This window comes from Nocardia sp. NPDC004582, assembly GCF_053602115.1.
Genome location: NZ_JBSGCY010000005.1, coordinates 49,562 through 68,402, shown reverse-complemented (window position 1 = coordinate 68,402; position 18,841 = coordinate 49,562). Strand labels below are relative to the sequence as shown.

General features: G+C 68.0%; 8 protein-coding genes and 1 pseudogene. 7 read left to right on the top strand and 2 right to left on the bottom strand.

Annotation, left to right across the window (positions count from 1 at the left end; translation table 11 throughout):
• Positions 1-5: 5 nt before the first annotated feature.
• The 4 genes and pseudogenes from ACWELJ_RS02920 to ACWELJ_RS02905 all read left to right on the top strand — a co-directional run.
• Positions 6-10,412 (top strand): annotated as a pseudogene (locus ACWELJ_RS02920) (SDR family NAD(P)-dependent oxidoreductase); the annotation flags it as partial.
• Positions 10,413-10,485: 73 nt separating this feature from the next.
• Complete coding sequence (locus ACWELJ_RS02915) at positions 10,486-11,886, top strand: thioesterase domain-containing protein (RefSeq protein ID WP_452364483.1); 1,401 nt, start codon at positions 10,486-10,488, stop codon at positions 11,884-11,886.
• Between the two features lie 60 nt (positions 11,887-11,946).
• Positions 11,947-13,071, top strand: coding sequence for a sulfite oxidase (locus tag ACWELJ_RS02910; RefSeq protein WP_452364482.1), 1,125 nt, complete (start codon positions 11,947-11,949; stop codon positions 13,069-13,071).
• Between the two features lie 17 nt (positions 13,072-13,088).
• Positions 13,089-13,280, top strand: coding sequence for a hypothetical protein (locus ACWELJ_RS02905; protein ID WP_452364481.1), 192 nt, complete (start codon positions 13,089-13,091; stop codon positions 13,278-13,280).
• A gap of 27 nt (positions 13,281-13,307) precedes the next feature.
• Here the strand turns inward: ACWELJ_RS02905 and ACWELJ_RS02900 are convergent, their stop codons facing one another.
• The gene (locus ACWELJ_RS02900) at positions 13,308-14,297 is read right to left on the bottom strand and encodes an AurF N-oxygenase family protein (RefSeq protein ID WP_452364480.1); all 990 of its coding nucleotides are present in this window, start codon (positions 14,295-14,297) and stop codon (positions 13,308-13,310) included.
• Positions 14,298-14,616: 319 nt separating this feature from the next.
• Between ACWELJ_RS02900 and ACWELJ_RS02895 the strand changes: the two genes are divergently transcribed.
• On the top strand, positions 14,617-16,206 hold the full coding sequence (locus tag ACWELJ_RS02895; protein ID WP_452364479.1) for an FAD-binding protein: 1,590 nt from the start codon (positions 14,617-14,619) through the stop codon (positions 16,204-16,206).
• The gene (locus ACWELJ_RS02890) at positions 16,203-16,559 is read left to right on the top strand and encodes a 4Fe-4S dicluster domain-containing protein (protein ID WP_452364478.1); all 357 of its coding nucleotides are present in this window, start codon (positions 16,203-16,205) and stop codon (positions 16,557-16,559) included. The genes ACWELJ_RS02895 and ACWELJ_RS02890 overlap by 4 nt, the downstream gene beginning before the upstream one ends.
• Positions 16,560-16,583: 24 nt before the next feature.
• On the opposite strand, the gene ACWELJ_RS02885 is transcribed toward ACWELJ_RS02890, so the two are convergent.
• Positions 16,584-18,092 (bottom strand): PucR family transcriptional regulator, encoded by a 1,509-nt coding sequence (locus ACWELJ_RS02885; protein WP_452364477.1) that lies wholly within the window; start codon positions 18,090-18,092, stop codon positions 16,584-16,586.
• Positions 18,093-18,256: 164 nt separating this feature from the next.
• Between ACWELJ_RS02885 and uraD the strand changes: the two genes are divergently transcribed.
• Positions 18,257-18,772, top strand: coding sequence for a 2-oxo-4-hydroxy-4-carboxy-5-ureidoimidazoline decarboxylase (uraD, locus tag ACWELJ_RS02880; RefSeq protein ID WP_452364476.1), 516 nt, complete (start codon positions 18,257-18,259; stop codon positions 18,770-18,772).
• Positions 18,773-18,841 lie beyond the last annotated feature (69 nt).

The window sequence follows — 18,841 nt, the reverse complement described above, 5'->3', positions numbered from 1 at the left end:
ACTATTTGAAGCGCGCCACCTCCGAGCTGCGACGTGCACGGCGTCGGATAGACGAACTGGAATCTGTAGCCGCCGAGCCCATTGCCATCATCGGCATGGGCTGCCGCTATCCGGGCGGTGTGTCCTCGCCGGAAGATCTGTGGCGGCTCGTGGCCGACCGAGCCGATGCGGTGGGGCACTTTCCCACAGACCGCGGCTGGGATCCCGAGGCGCTGCTGCGCAGTGCCACCACCACCGGCGGTTTCCTCCACGATGCCGCGGAATTCGATGCCGGCCTTTTCGGCATGTCCCCACGGGAGGCGTTGGCGACGGATCCGCAGCAGCGCTTGCTGCTCGAGGTGTCATGGGAGGCACTGGAGCGTGCGGGTGTCGATCCGCTGTCGCTCGCGGGCAGCCCCACGGGTGTCTACCTCGGCGTCATGTACAACGACTACGGTTCACGACTTCTCGATGACTCCAGCGACTTCGAAGGACAACTCCTCACCGGCAGCCTGCCCAGCGTGGCGTCCGGTCGAGTCTCCTATCTCATGGGACTGAAGGGCCCCGCGGTCACGGTCGATACCGCCTGCTCGTCCTCGCTGGTCAGCCTGCACTTGGCTGCGCAAGCGCTGCGGTCGGGGGAGTGCGGCATGGCGCTGGCCGGTGGTGTCACCGTGATGTCGACACCCCATGTGTTCCTGGAGTTCTCTCGCCAGGGAGGGCTGTCCCCTGACGGCCGATGCAAGGCGTTCTCGGCCGAGGCGGATGGCACCGGCTGGGCCGAAGGCGTCGGTGTGCTCGTCCTGGAACGGCTTTCGGATGCACAGCGACTCGGACACCCGGTCCTCGCGGTGGTGCGCGGATCCGCGATCAATCAGGATGGCGCGAGCAGCGGCCTCACCGCGCCGAATGGGCCATCCCAGGTGCAAGTCATCCGTGCGGCGCTTTCCGCCGCGGGCCTGCGACCCACCGATATCGACCTGGTCGAAGCACACGGGACGGGCACTCCGCTGGGCGATCCGATCGAATTGCATGCCCTCGATGAGGCATATGGTGCGGGTCGCTCTGCCGATCAGCCGCTGTGGCTGGGATCGGTGAAGTCCAATATCGGCCATACTCAGGCGGCTTCCGGTGTCGCGGGCGTGATCAAGACCGTCATGGCGATGCGACATCGCACGATCCCGCCCACCCTGCACATCGACCGGCCGACAGCACATCTCGATTGGTCCGCGAGTCCGCTGCGGTTGGCCGACGAGATGATTGCCTGGCCGGAGCGGGGTCGGGTTCGCCGTGCCGGGATCTCGTCGTTCGGCATCAGCGGGACCAATGCGCACGTCATTGTGGAAGAGGCTCCGGTAGCGGTGGAGACCGGTGCCGACGGTCGTGCCCGCACGCACGTTCCGGTCGTGGTGTCCGGTCGGTCGGCTGCCGCCGTGCGCGCGCAGGCCGTGCGGCTGCTCGAGTGGATCGAGCGGGATTCGACCGCTTCAACCCTCGACATCGCTTACTCCTGCGCGCTCCGACCGGCACTGGAATGTCGTGCCGTAGTACAAGGTTCGGGCCGTGCCGAGATCATTGCCGGGCTGCGCGCGCTTGCCGACGGATTCCTTCCGGTATCGACCGCCGCCCACACTGATTCAGTTGTCTGGGTATTCCCTGGGCAAGGCTCCCAATGGGTGGGCATGGCGCTCGGACTGTGGGAGTCCATGCCGGTGTTCGGCGCTCGAATGGCCGAGTGCGAGCGAATATTCGCCGGGCTGGTGGATTGGTCTCTCGAGGAGGCCTTGGCGGACGAACAGTTGCTGGCGCGTGTCGACGTCGTACAGCCGGTGCTGTGCGCGGTGATGGTGTCCTTGGCGGCACTCTGGCGGTCGATGGGTCTCACACCGTCCGCTGTCGTCGGGCACTCCCAGGGGGAGATCGCCGCCGCCTGCGTGGCGGGGCTGTTGTCGCTCGAAGACTCGCTCCGTCTGATCGTGTTGCGTAGCAAGGCTATTGCGGATGGCCTGTCCGGCCGTGGTGCCATGGCTTCGATCGGTCTGGCTGCCGCGGATATCGCCTCGGATCGGGTCAGCGTGGCGGCGATGAACGGTCCCACGTCGGTCGTGGTCTCGGGTGATGTGGAAGCCGTGCGGTCCTACGTGGCCGAGTGCGAACGGCTGGGCGTGCGGGCTCGAATCATCCCCGTGGACTATGCCTCTCATTCCGCCCACGTCGAGGCGATCCGTGCGCAGGTGCTCGCGGCCGGTCGCGACCTCTCGCCGGGTGCCGGCGACATCGACTTCTTCTCCACGGTCACCGGCGGTCGTCTCGACGGGTCCGCATTGGATGCCGAGTACTGGTACCGAAACCTTCGGCAGCCGGTCCGGCTGGCCGAGACGATCCGCGCGCTGGCCGACGGCGGTCGGCGGACCTTTCTCGAGGTGAGCCCGCATCCGGTGCTCATCCCCGCGATTCAGGAAACCGTGACCGATGCTGTCGCACAAGGGACCTTGCGGCGCGACGAGAGCGACTTCGTACAGTTCCTGCACGCCATGGCGGCGCTGTACACCGGGGGTGTAGCCCTCGACTGGCGGCCGCTCTTCGATGACACCGGCGCACGCCTCGTCGATGTGCCCACCTATCCCTTCCAGCGCCGTCGGTACTGGCTGGACGTACCGCGGCCGTTGTTGAGTGCTCCCGTCGCCCTCGCGTCGAGTGACGGGAGTATCCAGCGCGGACGGCTGTCGGTAGGAACGCATGGCTGGCTGGCTGATCACCGGGTTCGGGGTGAGTATGTGGTCCCCGGAACGGCCTTGCTCGACATGGTCTGCGGTGAGGAGTGGCTGCTCGAGGAACTCACCCTGCACCTTGCGTTGACGCTGCCCGCCGAGGGCGCTGTCGAGGTTCAGGTTCATCGGGGGCAGCCCGACGAGAACGGCCGTCAGTCGCTACAGCTGTACTCCCTTGACGCAGATGCTGGTTGGCTCTTGCATGCCAGTGGGACACTCGTCCCGGATTCAGGCGGTGGCGTGGTCGCCGACCTGACCGAGTGGCCGCCGCAAGGGGCGCGGGAACTCGACCTCTCGCACTGGTACGACGATCTCGCCGCTCACGGCATGGAGTACGGCCCCGCCTTCCGCGGTCTGCGGGCGGTATGGAGTCGCGGTGCGGAACTGTTCGCGGAAGTCGTCCTACCCGGGCCGTTGGTGGATCAAGCCCGATGGTTCGGGCTGCATCCCGCGCTGCTCGATGCGGCTCTCCATGCGCTGGGACAGCGCAACGGTGGGATGGTGCCGTTCTCGTGGAGCGACGTGCGGTCGACCGCCGCATCGCCAACCGCTATCCGGGTGCGGATCACTCCGCTGGGGACCGAGTCGGTGGCACTCGCGGTCGCCGACGGAACCGGTCGAGGCGTGATGTCGGTCGGTTCCCTCACGCTGAGGCCCCTCGGCGTTCAGCGTCCCGATGCCCTGTTCGAGCTCTGCTGGGAACAGGTGCAGGCTGCCGGGACGGCGCGGCCCTCGGACAACGTGACGCTCATCCACTGCCCGGTGGGCGAGGGCGGCATGCCGGAGCGCGTCCAGGATGTCGTGTCGGGCGTGCTGCGTGATCTGCGGCATTGGTTGGCCAACGAGCACGGGAACGAATCACGCCTCGTTGTCGTGACGCGCGGTGCGGTAACCCTGGATTCGGAGGCAACGGGAGACCTTGCGGCCGCCGCGGTGTGGGGGCTGGTCCGCTCCGCGCAAACCGAGCACCCGGACCGGATCGTCCTGGTCGATAGTGACAGCTCCGATGAACCGGGGGCCGTGACCGATATCGTGCCCGCGATCCTCGCCACCGGTGAGCCGCAAGTGGCCGTACGCGATGGTGTTCTGCATGCGCTTCGCCTGACCCGCACGGTCGGCACCGAGACCGCGCCATTCCCAGCCGACGGCACCGTACTGATCACCGGCGCCACCGGAACCTTGGGCCGCGCGGTCGCGCGGCACCTGGCCGGTGCGCACGGTGTGCGAAACCTGTTGTTGGTGAGTCGCCGGGGAATGACCGCCGACGGCGCCGCGGAGTTCGTCTCGGAGCTGTCCGCCCACGGTGTCGCGGTGACGGTGGCGGCCTGCGACATCGCTGACAGGCAGGCATTGAGTGATCTGCTGGCTGCGGTTCCGCCGGACAAGCCACTGTCGGCAGTCGTTCACGCCGCCGCAGTCCTGGACGACGGAGTGATCGAATCCCTTACTCCGGAGCGGTTCCGAAACGTACTGGCCGCCAAGGCGGACGCGGCATGGAACCTGCACGAGTTGACCATGGATCGCGGGCTGTCGGCCTTTGTGCTGTTCTCCTCGGTCTCCGCGGTCCTCGGCGGAGCCGGCCAGGGCAACTACGCGGCCGCGAATGCCTTCCTCGATGGTCTTGCGCACCACCGTCGAGCGCAGGGGCTGCCCGCGATCTCCTTGGGATGGGGATTCTGGGCAGAGCGCAGTGGTCTGACCGGTGCGCTCGATGACACGGATGTCGCTCGCATGGCGGACAGCGGTGTGTCGCCGCTCGACACCGATGCGGGACTGGCGCTGTTCGACCTCGCGCTCGGCGTGGATCGGGCTCATGTCCTTCCGGTGCGCTGGCACCTGCCCTCGCTCCGTGACCAAGCTCGCGCGGGGACGCTGGCACCGCTGTTTCGGCGCTTGGTCACGATGCCGGCCCGCGCGGCGGGCACTGCTCCCCGAGCTGAGCACGGACTGGCCGACAGCCTCCGCGCGGCGTCGGCAGTCGAGCGGAGCCGGATCATTCAAGACCTGGTTCGACGCGACATCATGGCGGTCCTGAAGCACGATTCGATCGACGCCATCGATGTGGACACCGTCTTCCGGAACCTGGGATTCGACTCCCTCACGGCCCTGGAGTTGCGCAACAGACTGTCGGCCCGGACCGGCTTGCGACTGCCCGCGACCCTGGTCTTCGACCATCCGACGCCGAAGGCGCTCATTCAGTTCATCGATGGGCAGTTGTCGGGCCCGTCCACCGCGGCGCCGATCGCGGAATCGGTGTCGCCGGTGTCGTCGTCGGATCCGGTGGCAATCGTGGGGATGGGGTGCCGGTTCCCTGGCGGGGTGTCCTCTCCGGAGGAGTTGTGGCGGTTGGTGGTCGACGGTCGTGACGTGATCTCGACGTTCCCGACCGATCGTGGGTGGGGCGGGATTTTCGATCCCGTGCCCGGTGCGACCGGTAAGTCGTACTCGAACCAGGGCGGATTCCTGTACGACGCGGCCGAATTCGACGCGGAGTTCTTCGGGATCAGCCCGCGTGAGGCGATCGCGATGGATCCGCAGCAGCGGATCCTGCTGGAAACCGTCTGGGAGGCACTCGAACACGCCGGGATTCGGCCCGCGACGCTGCGAGGCAGCGACACCGGCGTGTACGTCGGCGCGATGTATCACGACTACCCGCAGAGCGAAAACGCCGGCGCTATCGTGTCGGGCCGGGTGTCGTACGTGCTGGGGTTGGAAGGGCCTGCGGTATCGGTGGATACGGCGTGTTCGTCGGGTCTGGTGGCGTTGCATCAGGCGGCGGCGGCATTGCGTTCGGGGGAGTGTTCGCTGGCGTTGGCCGGTGGTGTCACCGTGATGGCGACCGCGGGCACGTTTGTGGAGTTTTCGCGGCAGCGGGGGCTGGCGCCGGATGGCCGGTGCAAGCCGTTCGCCGAAGCGGCCGACGGGACCGGTTTCGGTGAAGGCTCGGGTGTGCTTGTGCTGGAACGGTTGTCCGATGCCCGGCGCAATGGGCATGCGGTGCTGGCGGTGGTGCGTGGTTCGGCGGTGAATCAGGATGGTGCGTCGAATGGTTTGACCGCTCCGAACGGTCCTTCGCAGCAGCGGGTGATTCGGCGGGCGCTGGCCAGTGCCGGGTTGTCGGCGGCTGAGGTCGATGTGGTGGAGGCGCACGGCACCGGTACCACGTTGGGTGACCCGATCGAAGCGCAGGCGTTGCTGGCCACCTATGGGCAGGACCGGCCGGAAGACCAGCCGGTGTGGCTGGGTTCGGTCAAATCCAATATCGGGCACACGCAGGCGGCCGCCGGTGTGGCCGGTGTGATCAAGATGGTGCAGGCGCTGCGGCGCGGAATCCTGCCCGAGACACTGCATGTGGATACGCCGTCCACGCATGTGGATTGGAACACCGGGCGGGTGGAACTGCTGACCGGGCAACGTGATTGGCCGATGGTCGATCGGCCGCGTCGTGCCGCGGTGTCGGCGTTCGGCATCAGCGGCACCAATGCGCACGTCATCCTCGAACAGGCACCGGAATCGGTGACCGACCCTGTCCCCGAGGCAGGTGGTGGCGGGGATGGCCCGGTGACGTGGATGGTGTCGGGTCGGACGCCGGAGGCGCTGGCGGGGCAGGCGGGTCGGTTGTCGCACTATCTGCGCGAGCGTCCGGAGCTGGATCCGGTGGATGTGGCGACGACATTGGCGGGTCGGTCGCGGTTCGAGCAGCGCGCGGTGGTCGTGGGCGGGGACCGGGCCGCGTTGTTGGAGGGCTTGGACGCGGTGGCCCTGGGGCTGCCCGCCGATGGTGTGGTGTCGGGGACCGCCCGTGGACCCGGCAAGACGGTGTTGGTGTTTCCGGGCCAGGGTGCGCAGTGGCTGGGGATGGGTCGCGGACTGTCGGCCCGGTTCCCGGTGTTCGCGCAGAAGATGGCCGAGTGCGATCGGGCGTTCGCGCCGTTGGTGGACTGGTCGCTGCTCGATGTGCTCGCTACCGATGATGCGGGGTGGCTCGAGCAGGTCGAGATCGTGCAGCCGGTGTTGTTCGCGGTGATGGTGTCGCTGGCGGAGTTGTGGCGTTCGGTCGGCCTCGTACCCGATGCGGTGGTGGGTCATTCGCAGGGCGAGATCGCCGCGGCCCATGTCGCGGGCGGTTTGTCGCTCGAGGATGCCGCCCGGATCGTGATCGGCCGGTCGGCGGCGTTGACGGTGTTGGCCGGCCGGGGTGCGATGGTGTCGGTGTTCGCGGCCCTGGACCGGGTGCAGGAGCTGATCGAAGGGTTCGACGGGCTGGCGGTGGCCGTGGTCAACGGCCCGGGATCGACGGTGGTGTCCGGTGCGCTCGAGCAGGTGGAGTCTTTGCTGAGCGAGTGTGAGCGCCGCGATATTCGGGCCCGGCGGGTGGCAGTGGATTACGCCTCGCATTCGCCCCAGGTCGACCAGCTCCGCGCTGACCTGATGCAGGTACTCGAAACCGGATCGTTTACGCGGACCGGATCATCGCTCGAGCAGGCATCGCCGCACGCGGCGTTCTACTCGACCGTCACCGGCACGGTCCTGGATCCGACCGGGCTGGACGCGGACTACTGGTACCGGAATCTGCGGGACACGGTGTGTTTCGAGCAGGCGGTCCAGGCATTGCGCCGTGACGGCTACCGCGTATTCGTCGAGGCGAGCCCGCATCCGCTGCTGGGCGTCGACCTCGAACAGATCTGTGCCGCTTCGGCATTCGAGGGTGGCCAGGACCCGGTGATCGTCGGTTCGTTGCAGCGCGACCAGGACAGTGTTCTCGCGTTCACGCGCTCGATGGCTCGCTTGGCGGCGGCGGGCGTGGATGCGGTGTGGGATGCGGCGACGCCACCTCGTGGCAGGCAGGTGGAGTTGCCGAGTTATGCGTTCACGCGCCGCCGGTATTGGCTGACCTCGTCGGGGGTCACCGATGCGGTGTCGCTGGGCCTGTCGGGGGCCGGGCATCCGTTGCTGGGGGCGACGCTGGCGTCGGCGGATTCGGGCGGGGTGGTGTTGACCGGGCAGTTGTCGTCGGCGAGGCAACCGTGGCTGGTCGATCACGCGGTCGGCGGCACGGTGTTGTTCCCCGGTACCGGTTTCGTGGAATTGGCGATGCGGGCGGGCGCGGAGGCCGGGTGCCCGGTGCTGCGGGAGCTGACGGTGACGACTCCGCTGGTGTTGACCGCCGCGACCCCGATGCAGTTGCAGGTCGTGGTCGACGGACCCGATGAGCAGGGACAAGGTGCGCGCCGGGTGGTGGTGTATTCCCGTGCCGCGCAGGACCCGGAGGCGGGGTGGGTCACGCATGCCGAGGCGGTACTCGATCGGCAGGGCGCATCGTCCTCGAACTCGGTGATCGCCGATCCGGTGCCGGAGATGCCCGCGGTGTGGCCGCCGCGTGGTGCGGCGCCGGTGCTGGTGGACGGCGCGTATTCGGTGCTGGCCGATCTGGGATACGACTACGGTCCGACTTTCCAGGGGTTGCGGTCGCTGTGGCGTCATGGTCAGGAGTTGTTCGTCGAGGCCTCGTTGCCGGATTCGGTGAGTGATGCGCCGGAGTTCGGGTTGCATCCGGCGCTGTTGGATGCGGTGTTGCACGCCGCGGTGCTGGCTACGGTGGACACCGATTCCGGTGCCGATACCGGGGTGATGTTGCCGTTCGCGTGGTCCGGGGTGACCCTGCACGCGGTCGGCGCATCCACGGTGCGGGCCCGGATCTCACCGACCGGTACGGGTGCGGTCGCGATCCAGATCACCGACAGCGCCGGACACCCCGTGCTGACGGTCGGATCGTTGACGTCACGGCCGCTGTCGGCCGGACAGTTGGGCACAGCCACCGCACGCGAGCGGCTGTGCGCGGTGCGATGGAACCCAATCCCGACCACTACCCCGACCTCGATGCCGGTGTCGCGGGTGTTCGCCGGGGTCGCGGACTTCCGGTCCTGGACCAAGGACGAGAGCGCATCGGTACCACCGGTCGTGGTGTTCGACCTGCGCGACCGCACCGCGGGCGATGTCGAGCTGCCGGGGCGAGTGCGTCGGGCGGTCGCCGACACGCTGGCCGTGGTGCAGGACTGGCTGAGCGAATCACGTTTCGCCACAAGCACATTGGTGGTGCTGACCGGTGGTGCGATCGCGACGGACGGGGCGCGGGTCGAGGATTTGGCCGGGGCGGCGCTGTGGGGGTTGGTGCGTTCGGCGCAATCGGAAGATCCGGGCAGGATCGTGCTCGTCGACACCGACCTTCCCGCGGGCCGACCCGTCGAGGATCTGACCGGCGTGTTGGCGTGTGGTGAACCCCAGGTCATGATCCGTTCCGGGGTGTTGCACACCGCTCGACTGGTCCGGCTCCCGATGGGGGAGGCCGGGGTGGATTCGGGTGTGGTGTCGGCGGTGTCGGCGGGCACGGTGTTGATCACCGGTGGTACCGGCGGGTTGGGGTCGATGCTGGCGCGGCATCTGGTGACCGCGTACGGGGTGCGGTCGTTGGTGTTGGCCAGTCGTCGTGGTCCGGCGGCGCCCGGGGCGGCGGAGTTGGTCGCGGAGCTGACCGGGTTGGGTGCGCGGGTGCGGGTGGTGGCGTGTGACGTGTCGGATCGGGGGGCGGTGGTGGAGTTGTTGGCCGCGGTTCCCGAGGAGGCGCCGTTGACCGGTGTGGTGCATACCGCGGGTGTGCTCGACGACGGTCTGGTGGTGTCGTTGACTCCGGATCGGGTGGATGCGGTGCTGGCGGCCAAGGCCGCCGCGGCATGGCATCTGCACGAGTTGACCCGCGAGCTGGATCCGGCGTTGTTCGTGTTGTTCTCCTCGGTCGCGGGTGTGTTGGGCACCGCTGGGCAGGGCAACTATGCGGCGGCGAACGCGTTCCTGGACGGGCTTGCCGAACACCGCCGTATCGGTGGACAGGCCGCGGTGTCGATCGCATGGGGATTGTGGGCGACCGGCACCGGGATGACCGGACAGCTCGGCGATGCCGATAACGCGCGGATGGGTCGGGTCGGGGTGCTGGCGATGTCGGACGAGCAAGGATTGGCGATGTTCGACGCCGCGTTGGCCCAACACCGTGCGGGTGTGGTCGCCGCCAGGGTGGACACGGCTGCGCTGGCCGCCGGTGCTCGCGCGGGCACGCTGGCTCCGTTGCTGGAGGGGATGCTCGCCACCAACCGCAGCAGCACACCGGGCGCGGTGGGTTTGCGGCAGCGGCTCGTGGGGCTGACGCCGACCGAACGACCAGCGGTGGTCCTGGACGCGGTTCGTGGCCAGATCGCGGCCGTGCTGGGACACGACAGCGGTGCGGCCATCGATGCCGACCGCAACTTCCGGGACCTGGGATTCGACTCGTTGACCGCGGTCGAGACCCGCAACCGGTTGAATGCCGTGACCGGGTTGCGGTTGCCCGCAACCCTGATCTTCGACTATCCGACACCGGATGCGGTGACCGCGCACATCCTTGCCCAGCTCACCGACGCCGGTATTTCCGACGCTTTGGCGCGCCTGGAAAAAGAGGTCATGGAGATGGTCGACAGCAAGACGCTCAGCAATGAGTTCTACTCGAAATTATTGAACGTGACCCGAATCGCCAGCCGGGCGAATGAAGATCGGGAACCGTCGGAGGACGTTATGACCATGAGTGATGAATCGTTGTTGGACATGCTGGCGGATGAATTCGGCATCTCATGACAACATCGCTGATTCGGCAGGACATCCCGCACGTGCCTGGCCGTGTGCCCCTACTACACGGAAACGTTGAGCAATGACAGAAATTATGAATCAGCAGCATCGGGTCGAGTGGTCCATGATTCCCACTCCCACATCGTTGCCCGAGGTGGCGCCCTGCGATTGGGAAGAGGCGCTGAACGGGCCCGACAGTGACACCGCCCAGGTCATGGTCCTGGACTGTCGTAGGGACGAATCCGGTTCACTACCAACGGATGTGCAGGCCATGGCACAGAAGGTGTCAGCAGCTCTGGAGTCCTGGTCCGGACAACGACGCTTCGATTCGAGCCCGTTCCTGGTGCTCACGCGCGGCGCGACCGCGGTATCGACCGACGAGGTCGTGCACCCGGTGGGATCGGCGATATGGGAGTTGGTGGCGGCGGCGCAATCCCGGCATCCGGGGCGGATCGTGCTCGTCGACACCGACTCCGCCGATAAGGGCCTCGGAGATCTGTTCGGACTCATGGCAATACGGAACATGACCGTCACCGCGATCGCCAGCGCCGAACCGCAACTCGCCATGCGCGGAGACCTGCTGCTCGTACCTCGGCACGACGGGGCCGGCTACACCCCTCCCGCAGCGACCGCTCGATCCACCGAGCCGGCTCTTGTACGCATGTTCAGGCAAGCGATCGCGGACGACAGGTTCAGCGACGGCATGGAGATGCTTCTTGCGGCCGCGCAACTTCGTCCTATGTTCGACCACCACACGGCGGGAATGCCGAAGGGTATCGGACTCACCGGCGGCACGCCCGGCAATACTGGCGGAGATGTTCTGCCGCACATTGTCATGATCTGCACCCCGGCGTTTCTCGGCGGATACATTCAGTACATTCTGCTCGCCGCTCACCTGGGCGCTGATCGCCGTTTCTCGGTTATCCCACTGTCGGGATACGAGCCGGATGAGCCTTTGCCTGCGTCGCTCGACGCCGCCATCGACAGTATCGCCAAGACCGTCCTCGACACCGTGGGCGACGACGAATTCGTCGTGGGTGGCATGTCGGGGGGCGGGAACCTCGCCCACGCCACCGCAGCTCGCCTGCTGGAACAAGGCAATACGCGGCTCCAGGGGTTGATCATCTTCGATTCCTTCATCGCTCCCGAGGCGAATGACCGCCAAATGGACACCGCGCGCGACGCCGTGGTCGATACCGACGCGTCGATCCCCGATCTCGCCGGCTTCACCAGCGATCGTTTGACTGCTCTCGCGTGCTGGATCGACCTGCTGCGGCAAGTGGAGTGCCCGCCGGTCGAATGTAAGGCGCTTGTCATCAAGTGCACGAAACCGTCACCGGCGCACAACCTCCACGAGTGGCCCGTGGAAACCTGGTCAACAGCACAGACTGTCCGGACCGTGGACGCGCAACATGTCGAACTGTGCAGCACCGAGGCGCATACGACCGCACAGCTGGTCGACCAATGGTTGAGCCAGGAATAGAGGTTCGAGAACGGTCGATGTCCTCTGCTGCCGGTGGCGATTCGGCGCGATAATGAGTCGATGGCTCATCGACTCGCCGATTCGAGCACCCGCGCTCGGCTGGCCGCCCCCGACGAGGGGATCGGCGTGGACGAGCTCGCGCTGGCGGCCCGCAATCACGGGCTGCCGCTCGAGGCGCTGCGCTACGACCTCACGCCGCCGGGACTGCATTACGTGCTGACGCACTTCGACATTCCCTTCGTCGCGCCGAACGAGCCCTGGCAACTGAGGATCGCGGGTCGGGTACGGCGTCGGCTGCGGCTGGATGTGACCGCTCTGAAGGCGTTCCCGCAGGTCACCGCAAGGGTGACGCTCGAATGCGCGGGCAATGGCCGGGCCTTGCTGACCCCGCGTCCGGTGAGTCAGCCCTGGCTGCTCGGGGCGGTCGGCACCGCCGAATGGACAGGTGTCCCGTTGCGGCTGCTGCTGGCGGAGGCCGGTGTGGAGGACGACGCGGTCGAGGTGGTCTGCACCGGCGCGGATCACGGGGTGGAGTACGGGGTCGAACAGGACTATCAGCGGGCGCTGCCGGTCGAGGTGGCCATGGGTGACGATTCCGGGGTGCTCGTCGCCTACGAGATGAACGGGGCGCCGCTGCCGCCGCAGCACGGCTATCCGATCCGCTTGATCGTGCCCGGCTGGTACGGCATGGCGCATGTGAAGTGGCTGCGGGAGATCACGGTGACCGACACTCCGTTCACCGGCTACCAGCAGGCGGTGGCGTATCGGATCCGGCAGGACGCCGGTGAGGCGGGCGAGCCGGTGACCCGGATCGTGCCGCGCGCGCTGCTGGTTCCGCCCGGCTTCCCGGATTACATGTCGCGATCGCGGGTGGTGCGACCGGGCCCGGTGCCGCTGGAAGGGCGAGCTTGGTCCGGGCGTGCGCCGGTCACTCGCGTCGAGGTGAGCGTCGATGGCGGGCAGTGCTGGCAGCCGGCGCGGCTGGACCCCGATCAGGGCCGCCGATGGGCGTGGCGGCGTTGGCATTTCGACTGGACCGCGACCCCGGGCGACTACATCCTCAGCGTCCGGGCGACCGATGCCGACGGCAATACCCAGCCGCTGGAGCAGCCCTGGAATCGTGGCGGCTTCGTGGTGAATCTGGTTCAGCGGGTCCCGGTGCTCTGCCTGGAACCCGGCGACTGATCGCGCGTAGTGCCGCGATGGTCGCCGCCGGGGCGACGCCGCTCGGGGAGATCGCCGACGGATCCCTCGCCGAGATCGGCGCCGCGCACATCACCCACGGCGATCCGGCCACCGGCATCGTGGATATGCCCGGTAGCCGGCCGGCCGTGCTGCGCGCGGCCGACGGCAACCTCATCGCCCTCGATCAGTCGGTCCCGACGAGCTGGTAGGACCGTGCCGCGCCCCGGCGCGTGGGGTCAGGCGACTCGGCGGTCGGGTTCGCTGCGGTAGCGGGAGTGGTCGCCGTCGATGCCGAGGGTCTTCCACAACCGCTTGGTGACCGGGTTCATCAGGCCCAGTTCGCCGGCGAGGGAACGCATGTCGCCGAAATAGCCGGAGAGGATCTTCGACGCGGTCGGGGACTGCCAGAAGGCTTCCTTGATGACCTCGCGCGGAATGCCGAAGGTGCGGGCGAATTCCGGCGGCGGCGCCATGATCTCGCCGGCGAGCCAGCGCATGGCGATCGGGAACGCGATACCGCAGAAATTCTGGTACAGCGGGCTGCGGCGCGGGATATGCCGTTTCAGGAACTCATTGGCGAAGGAGATGTGCCGGGCTTCCTCGGCGATATGGATCTCCATGCAGCGCACCACCGCGGGCGGCAGATTCGCGCCGTTGCGGATGACCGCTTTCTGATAGTGGTCGATCGGTTCCTCGCCGCCGAGAATGCCGATGAACAGAATCGGCCAGGCGTACCCGCCGGCGACACCGATGAACGGCGACAATTTCCGGAAGATCGGCCGCATGCCCGGAACGTCGACGCCGATCCGGTTGACCAGCTCCTGGAACATCTGGATGTGGTTGCACTCCTCGGTCATTTCGTGGAGGCAGTAGCGAAACTCCGGCGACCCGTTGGGCAGCTTCATGATGTATTGCATCATTCCGCGGATCAGAATGCTCTCGAAGGCCGCGCCGACCTTGATGGCATTGGTGATCCGCCACTTGCCGATCTCGATCTGGCGTTCCAGCGGCTGGTCCCGGTACCACTGGGTCGCGCCCAGCGGGTCGATGTCGGGTTGCAGCACCCAGCGCCGATCCTGCGGGTCGATCGCGAATTCGGGGGAGTCCCAGGGGATATCGAGATACGGATCGAACCGGCGGTACACCGATCCCTCCGAAAGGGTGTGCAGCACGTCCGCGTACGCGTGTGCCTCGGTACCTGCATCCGACCTCGTCGTCAGAGCCATCGTTGCCTCCTCGTCTGTGTGCCGCCCCGCACGGCTCTCGGGGCCGTGGCCCAGCCTGTGCGGTGCGACACACTCCAAGGTAAGTGCTAATCCAAGTTACACACAAGACCTTGCGGGTCACGTGTCATGAAATTTCCGCCACCCGCATGGCCGCGCGCGCCTTGCGGACAGGACCAGACGACCGGGGCGCCGGACGCAAGCCGTTTGCCACCATGTGGAAAATTCCGCCGCCAAAGGATCGCCCTGATCGCAACCCTTCGGCGAGTGCGACCGGCCGCCTTACCGTTCCGGCACCAACTCTCCCGGGAGGACTGTGCCGATGAGCGAACCATGGCAGACCAGGACCGACGTGCTGGTGATCGGCGGCGGACCCGCCGCGTGCTGGGCGGCGGTGCACGCCCGCGAAGCGGGGGCGGAGGTCGTGCTGGTCGACAAGGGCTACTGCGGAACCAGCGGCGCCACAGCGCCTTCGGGCACCGGCGTCTGGTATGTGGCGCCGGAGGCGACCGCGCGCGCCCGGGCCAAGGCCAGTCGTGAGGCGCTGGGCGGGCATCTGGCCGACCACTATTGGATGGACCGGGTCCTCGATCAGACCTATGTGAACATGAACCGGCTCGCGGTCGAGGGCCGCTACCCGTTCCCGGCCGATCCCGAGACCGGAGAGCCTCTGCTCACCGGCGTGCAGGGGCCGGAGTACATGCGGCGCATGCGCGCCTGGGCGAAACGGCTCGGCGTGCGCATCCTGGATCACGCCCCGGCGCTGGAACTGCTGGTCGACACCGACGGCGTGGTCCGCGGGGCCGCCGGATATCAGCGGCACGCCGACCGTGACTATCGCGTGGTGGCGGGCGCGGTGGTGCTGGCCACCGGCGGCTGTGCCTTCCTGTCCCGGGCCCTGGGCACCAATGTCGACACCGGCGACGGCGCGCTCATGGCGGCCGAGGCCGGGGCGCGCTTCTCGGGCATGGAGTTCTCCAACGCCTACGGCATCGTGCCCAAGGGCTCGACCATCACCAAGACCGCCTACTACAGCTACGCGACCTTCTTCCACGCCGACGGCAGCGTGCTGGAAGGCGCGGGTTCCGCGCAGGGGCGGTCGGTGATCGCCCGGACCCTGTTGTCGGAGCCCGTGTTCGCGCAGCTGGACCGGGCCGACGCCGATGTGCAGGCCCGGATGCGGCTGGGCCAGCCCAATTTCTTCCTCCAGTTCGACCGGCGCGGGATCGACCCGTTCACCGATCGCTTCGAAGTGGACCTGCTCGCCGAGGGCACGGTGCGTGGTACCGGCGGCATCGATGTCGTCGACGATGACTGCGCGACAACGGTTCCCGGCCTGTACGCGGCGGGCGACGCCGCGACCCGGGAACGGATCTGCGGCGGATTCACCGGCGGCGGCAGCCACAACTCGGCTTGGGCCATGTCGTCGGGCAGCTGGGCGGGCGCGGGAGCGGCGCGATTCGCTCTACGCTCCGGTCGGGCCGATACTGCTGCGATCCAGGGCGTCGGGCGGGTCGGATTACGGCCCGAGGCAACCGGATCGGTGTCCGCGGACGAGGTTGTCACGGCCGCGCAGCACGAGCTCATCCCGTTCGAGAAGAACTATCTGCGCCACGGTGACCGCATCCGGCCCGCACTGGCCGAACTCGATGCCCTCTGGGCGCGGGCCGCGCCCGGCCTCGGTGGGGGGTCCGGCGTGGACCGGGTCCGCGCCCGGCAGGCCGCCGCGATCACCGCGGTCGGCCGCCTGATGTATCGATCCACCTTGGCGCGCACGGAGACTCGCGGCATGAGCAAACGCGCCGATCATCCGGAGCTGGACCCGGGCCAGCACCACCACATCCTGTCCGGTGGTCTCGGCGAGGTGTGGACCGCGACGTCGGCGACCGCACCGGCGGCGGTGGCGTCATGATCGAGTTGGTGCGCGCCGAGGACTGCATCGCCTGCGACAAGTGCGTCGACGTCTGCCCGACCGACGTCTTCGACCGCACCGCGAGCGGAATCCCGCTCATCGCACGGCAATCCGACTGCCAGACCTGCTTCATGTGCGAGGCGTACTGCCCGGCCGACGCTCTCTACGTCTCGCCCGAGGCCGCCCCGCTCGCGGACCGCGACGCGATCCCGGAATCCCACATCGGCCGCTATCGCGAGCAGCTCGGCTGGGGAAAGGGTCGCGCCCCGGGCAGTCTCGTCGCGGTCGGCCCGGCCCTCCCGCACGGCACGCTGCCGCCCCGGCTGATCGAGCCCGGGCGATCGGTCCCGTGACCGAGAACCTGGCCCGGTGCGGGTTCAGCGCAGGGCCAGGGCCAGGAAGAAGTCGACGCGGTCCTCGAGGCGGGACAGGTCGCGGCCGGTGAGTTCCTCGATGCGCTGGATGCGGTAGCGCAGCGTGTTCACGTGGACGTGCAGGAGGTCCGCGCACTTGGTCCAGGAGCCGGAGACCTCGAGGAAGGTCTCGAGGGTGTGGACCAGGTCGGCGCGATTGTCCTGGTCGTAGACGCGCAGAGGGTCGAGGAGGCGCACCCGGAACATGCGGCGGACCTCGTCGGGCACGCTGGCCAGCAGCAGCATGTGGGTGGCGAGTTCGTCGTGGCGGACGACGCTGGTGGGTTGCTGGCGTTCGGCGGCCATGCGGCGGGCGTAGCGGGCCTCCTCGACGGCGCCGCGCAGCCCTTCGCCGTCGACCGCGCCGCTGATGCCGACGGACAGGCGGCTCAGTTGCAGTCCGGGTTCGAGGGCTTCGATGGCGCGGTGGATGTGGTCGTCGAGGGCCTGTTCGCCGCCGAGCGCGACCAGCAGGATGACCTCGCCGTCGACGACTCCGATGGCAGGGCTTCTGCCGTACAGGATTTCGCGCAGCACCGCGCGCAGTTCGCCGGGTCGCACCGCGCCGGAGTCGGCGGTCGCGGCGACGGCCAGATAGCGGTCGGACAGTCCCAGCCCGGTCAGTTCGAGCCGGGAGATGATGTCGGCGGATTTCGCTTCGGACATGATCAGTTCGATCAGTTCCTGCGCGAGGCGGCCCTCGGCGCTGTGCCGGTCGTCGTGGCGGGCGCGCTCGAGCGACACCACCGCCGCGAGTTCGCCGATCAGCGCGCGGCGTTCCTCGGGCCAGTCCTTGAAGTCGCTCTCGAAGACCAGGAACCAGTCCGCGATGCGTGAGGTCGCGTCGGCGTCGACGGCGAACAGCGTGTACCGGATCTGGTTGTGGGACAGCACATGTGGCAGCCGCCGCGCGCTCAGGGCGGCCGACCGCACCTGGTCGGGCAGGTCGCGGGTGGGCCCGGCGACCACCCGCCCGATGGATGACACCACCCAGCAGCGGGTGCCGAGCGTGCGGTGGACCAGGTCGAGCACCGAGTCGAGTCCGCCGCCGGACACCAGCTGCCGATGCCGGTCCAGGATGGCGCTCAGGTCGGCGGCCCGTCCCGAGGACAGTTTCCGGTTGATGGTTTCGGTGACGGTCGCGAACGCGATCCGCTCCTCGACCCGGAACAGCGGGATTCGGTGTTTCTTACAGGCCGCGACCAGATCCTCGGGCGCTTCGCCGTAGAGGGCGTCGCCGGCGGCGAGCGCGGCCACCCGGGCGCGGGCGAGCGCGCCGACGAAGGTGTCGCTGTCCTCGGGCCCGTGCCGCCATTGCAGCCCGGTGAGCACGAATTCTCCGCCGGAGAGGTACCGGCTGGGATCGAGCATGTCGGTGGTTACGACCCAGCGTACGAAGCGGTCCAGCTCGTCCTCTCCGGAGACGAGCCGCAGGCCCAGATCGTGCATGGTCAGCAGGGAACGTAACCGCATGATTCTCGAGGCTAACAGTGAGTGACGTGACGGTTACCGAACTTGGATGTAACTACGAACGCGCCCCTGTGAAGCAGGCCACAGGTTCGGAGGTCTCGTCCTATCCAGCGGGACCGCCCCCCGGGTTTAGTGGTTGACACACGCCAAACACGGATGGAGGTCGGATGTCGAGTCGCCTGGAATGGCTCGGTTCGCTGCCCCTGGAAGAAGCCGAGACGCACCTGCTGACCTGCAACGCGTCGCGGACCTGGGCGCGCAAGATGGTGGCGAACCGGCCGTACGCGGACGAGTCGAGTCTGATCGCCGCGGCCGTGGCCGGGGTCGCGGAACTGAGTTGGGCCGATGTCGAGGAAGCCCTCGACGCGCACCCCCGCATCGGTGAGCGCGAGGCGGCCCGGCACCAGTCCGAGCGTGAGGCGCGGTGGTCGGCCGACGAGCAGTCGGGGGCGTCCGAGGCCGACGCCCGGGTGCTGGCCGAACTGGCCGCCGGGAACCTCGACTACGAGGAGCACTTCGGTCACGTCTTCCTGATCCGGGCCGCCGGCCGCAGCGCCGCGGAGATGCTCGCGGAGCTGCGGCACCGGTTGGGCAACTCGGTGGCCGAGGAACACCGCGTGGTGCGCCGCGAGCTGGCCGACATCACCGGCCGCCGGGTGCGCAAGCTCCTGGAGGAGCGATGAACGACCCCCGTAACTGAGTCCCTACTACTCCTTCTCTACGTACCGGGGCAGCCGAGGCTGTCGTACCTG

Bases quoted from the DNA above. Each gene is read 5' to 3' on its own strand.
- ACWELJ_RS02915 (WP_452364483.1), top strand. From the start codon at position 10,486: ATGACAGAAATTATGAATCAGCAGCATCGGGTCGAGTGGTCCATGATT.
- ACWELJ_RS02910 (WP_452364482.1), top strand. From the start codon at position 11,947: ATGGCTCATCGACTCGCCGATTCGAGCACCCGCGCTCGGCTGGCCGCC.
- uraD (WP_452364476.1), top strand. From the start codon at position 18,257: ATGTCGAGTCGCCTGGAATGGCTCGGTTCGCTGCCCCTGGAAGAAGCC.
- ACWELJ_RS02895 (WP_452364479.1), top strand. From the start codon at position 14,617: ATGAGCGAACCATGGCAGACCAGGACCGACGTGCTGGTGATCGGCGGC.
- ACWELJ_RS02900 (WP_452364480.1), bottom strand. From the start codon at position 14,297: ATGGCTCTGACGACGAGGTCGGATGCAGGTACCGAGGCACACGCGTAC.
- ACWELJ_RS02890 (WP_452364478.1), top strand. From the start codon at position 16,203: ATGATCGAGTTGGTGCGCGCCGAGGACTGCATCGCCTGCGACAAGTGC.
- ACWELJ_RS02885 (WP_452364477.1), bottom strand. From the start codon at position 18,092: ATGCGGTTACGTTCCCTGCTGACCATGCACGATCTGGGCCTGCGGCTC.
- ACWELJ_RS02905 (WP_452364481.1), top strand. From the start codon at position 13,089: ATGGTCGCCGCCGGGGCGACGCCGCTCGGGGAGATCGCCGACGGATCC.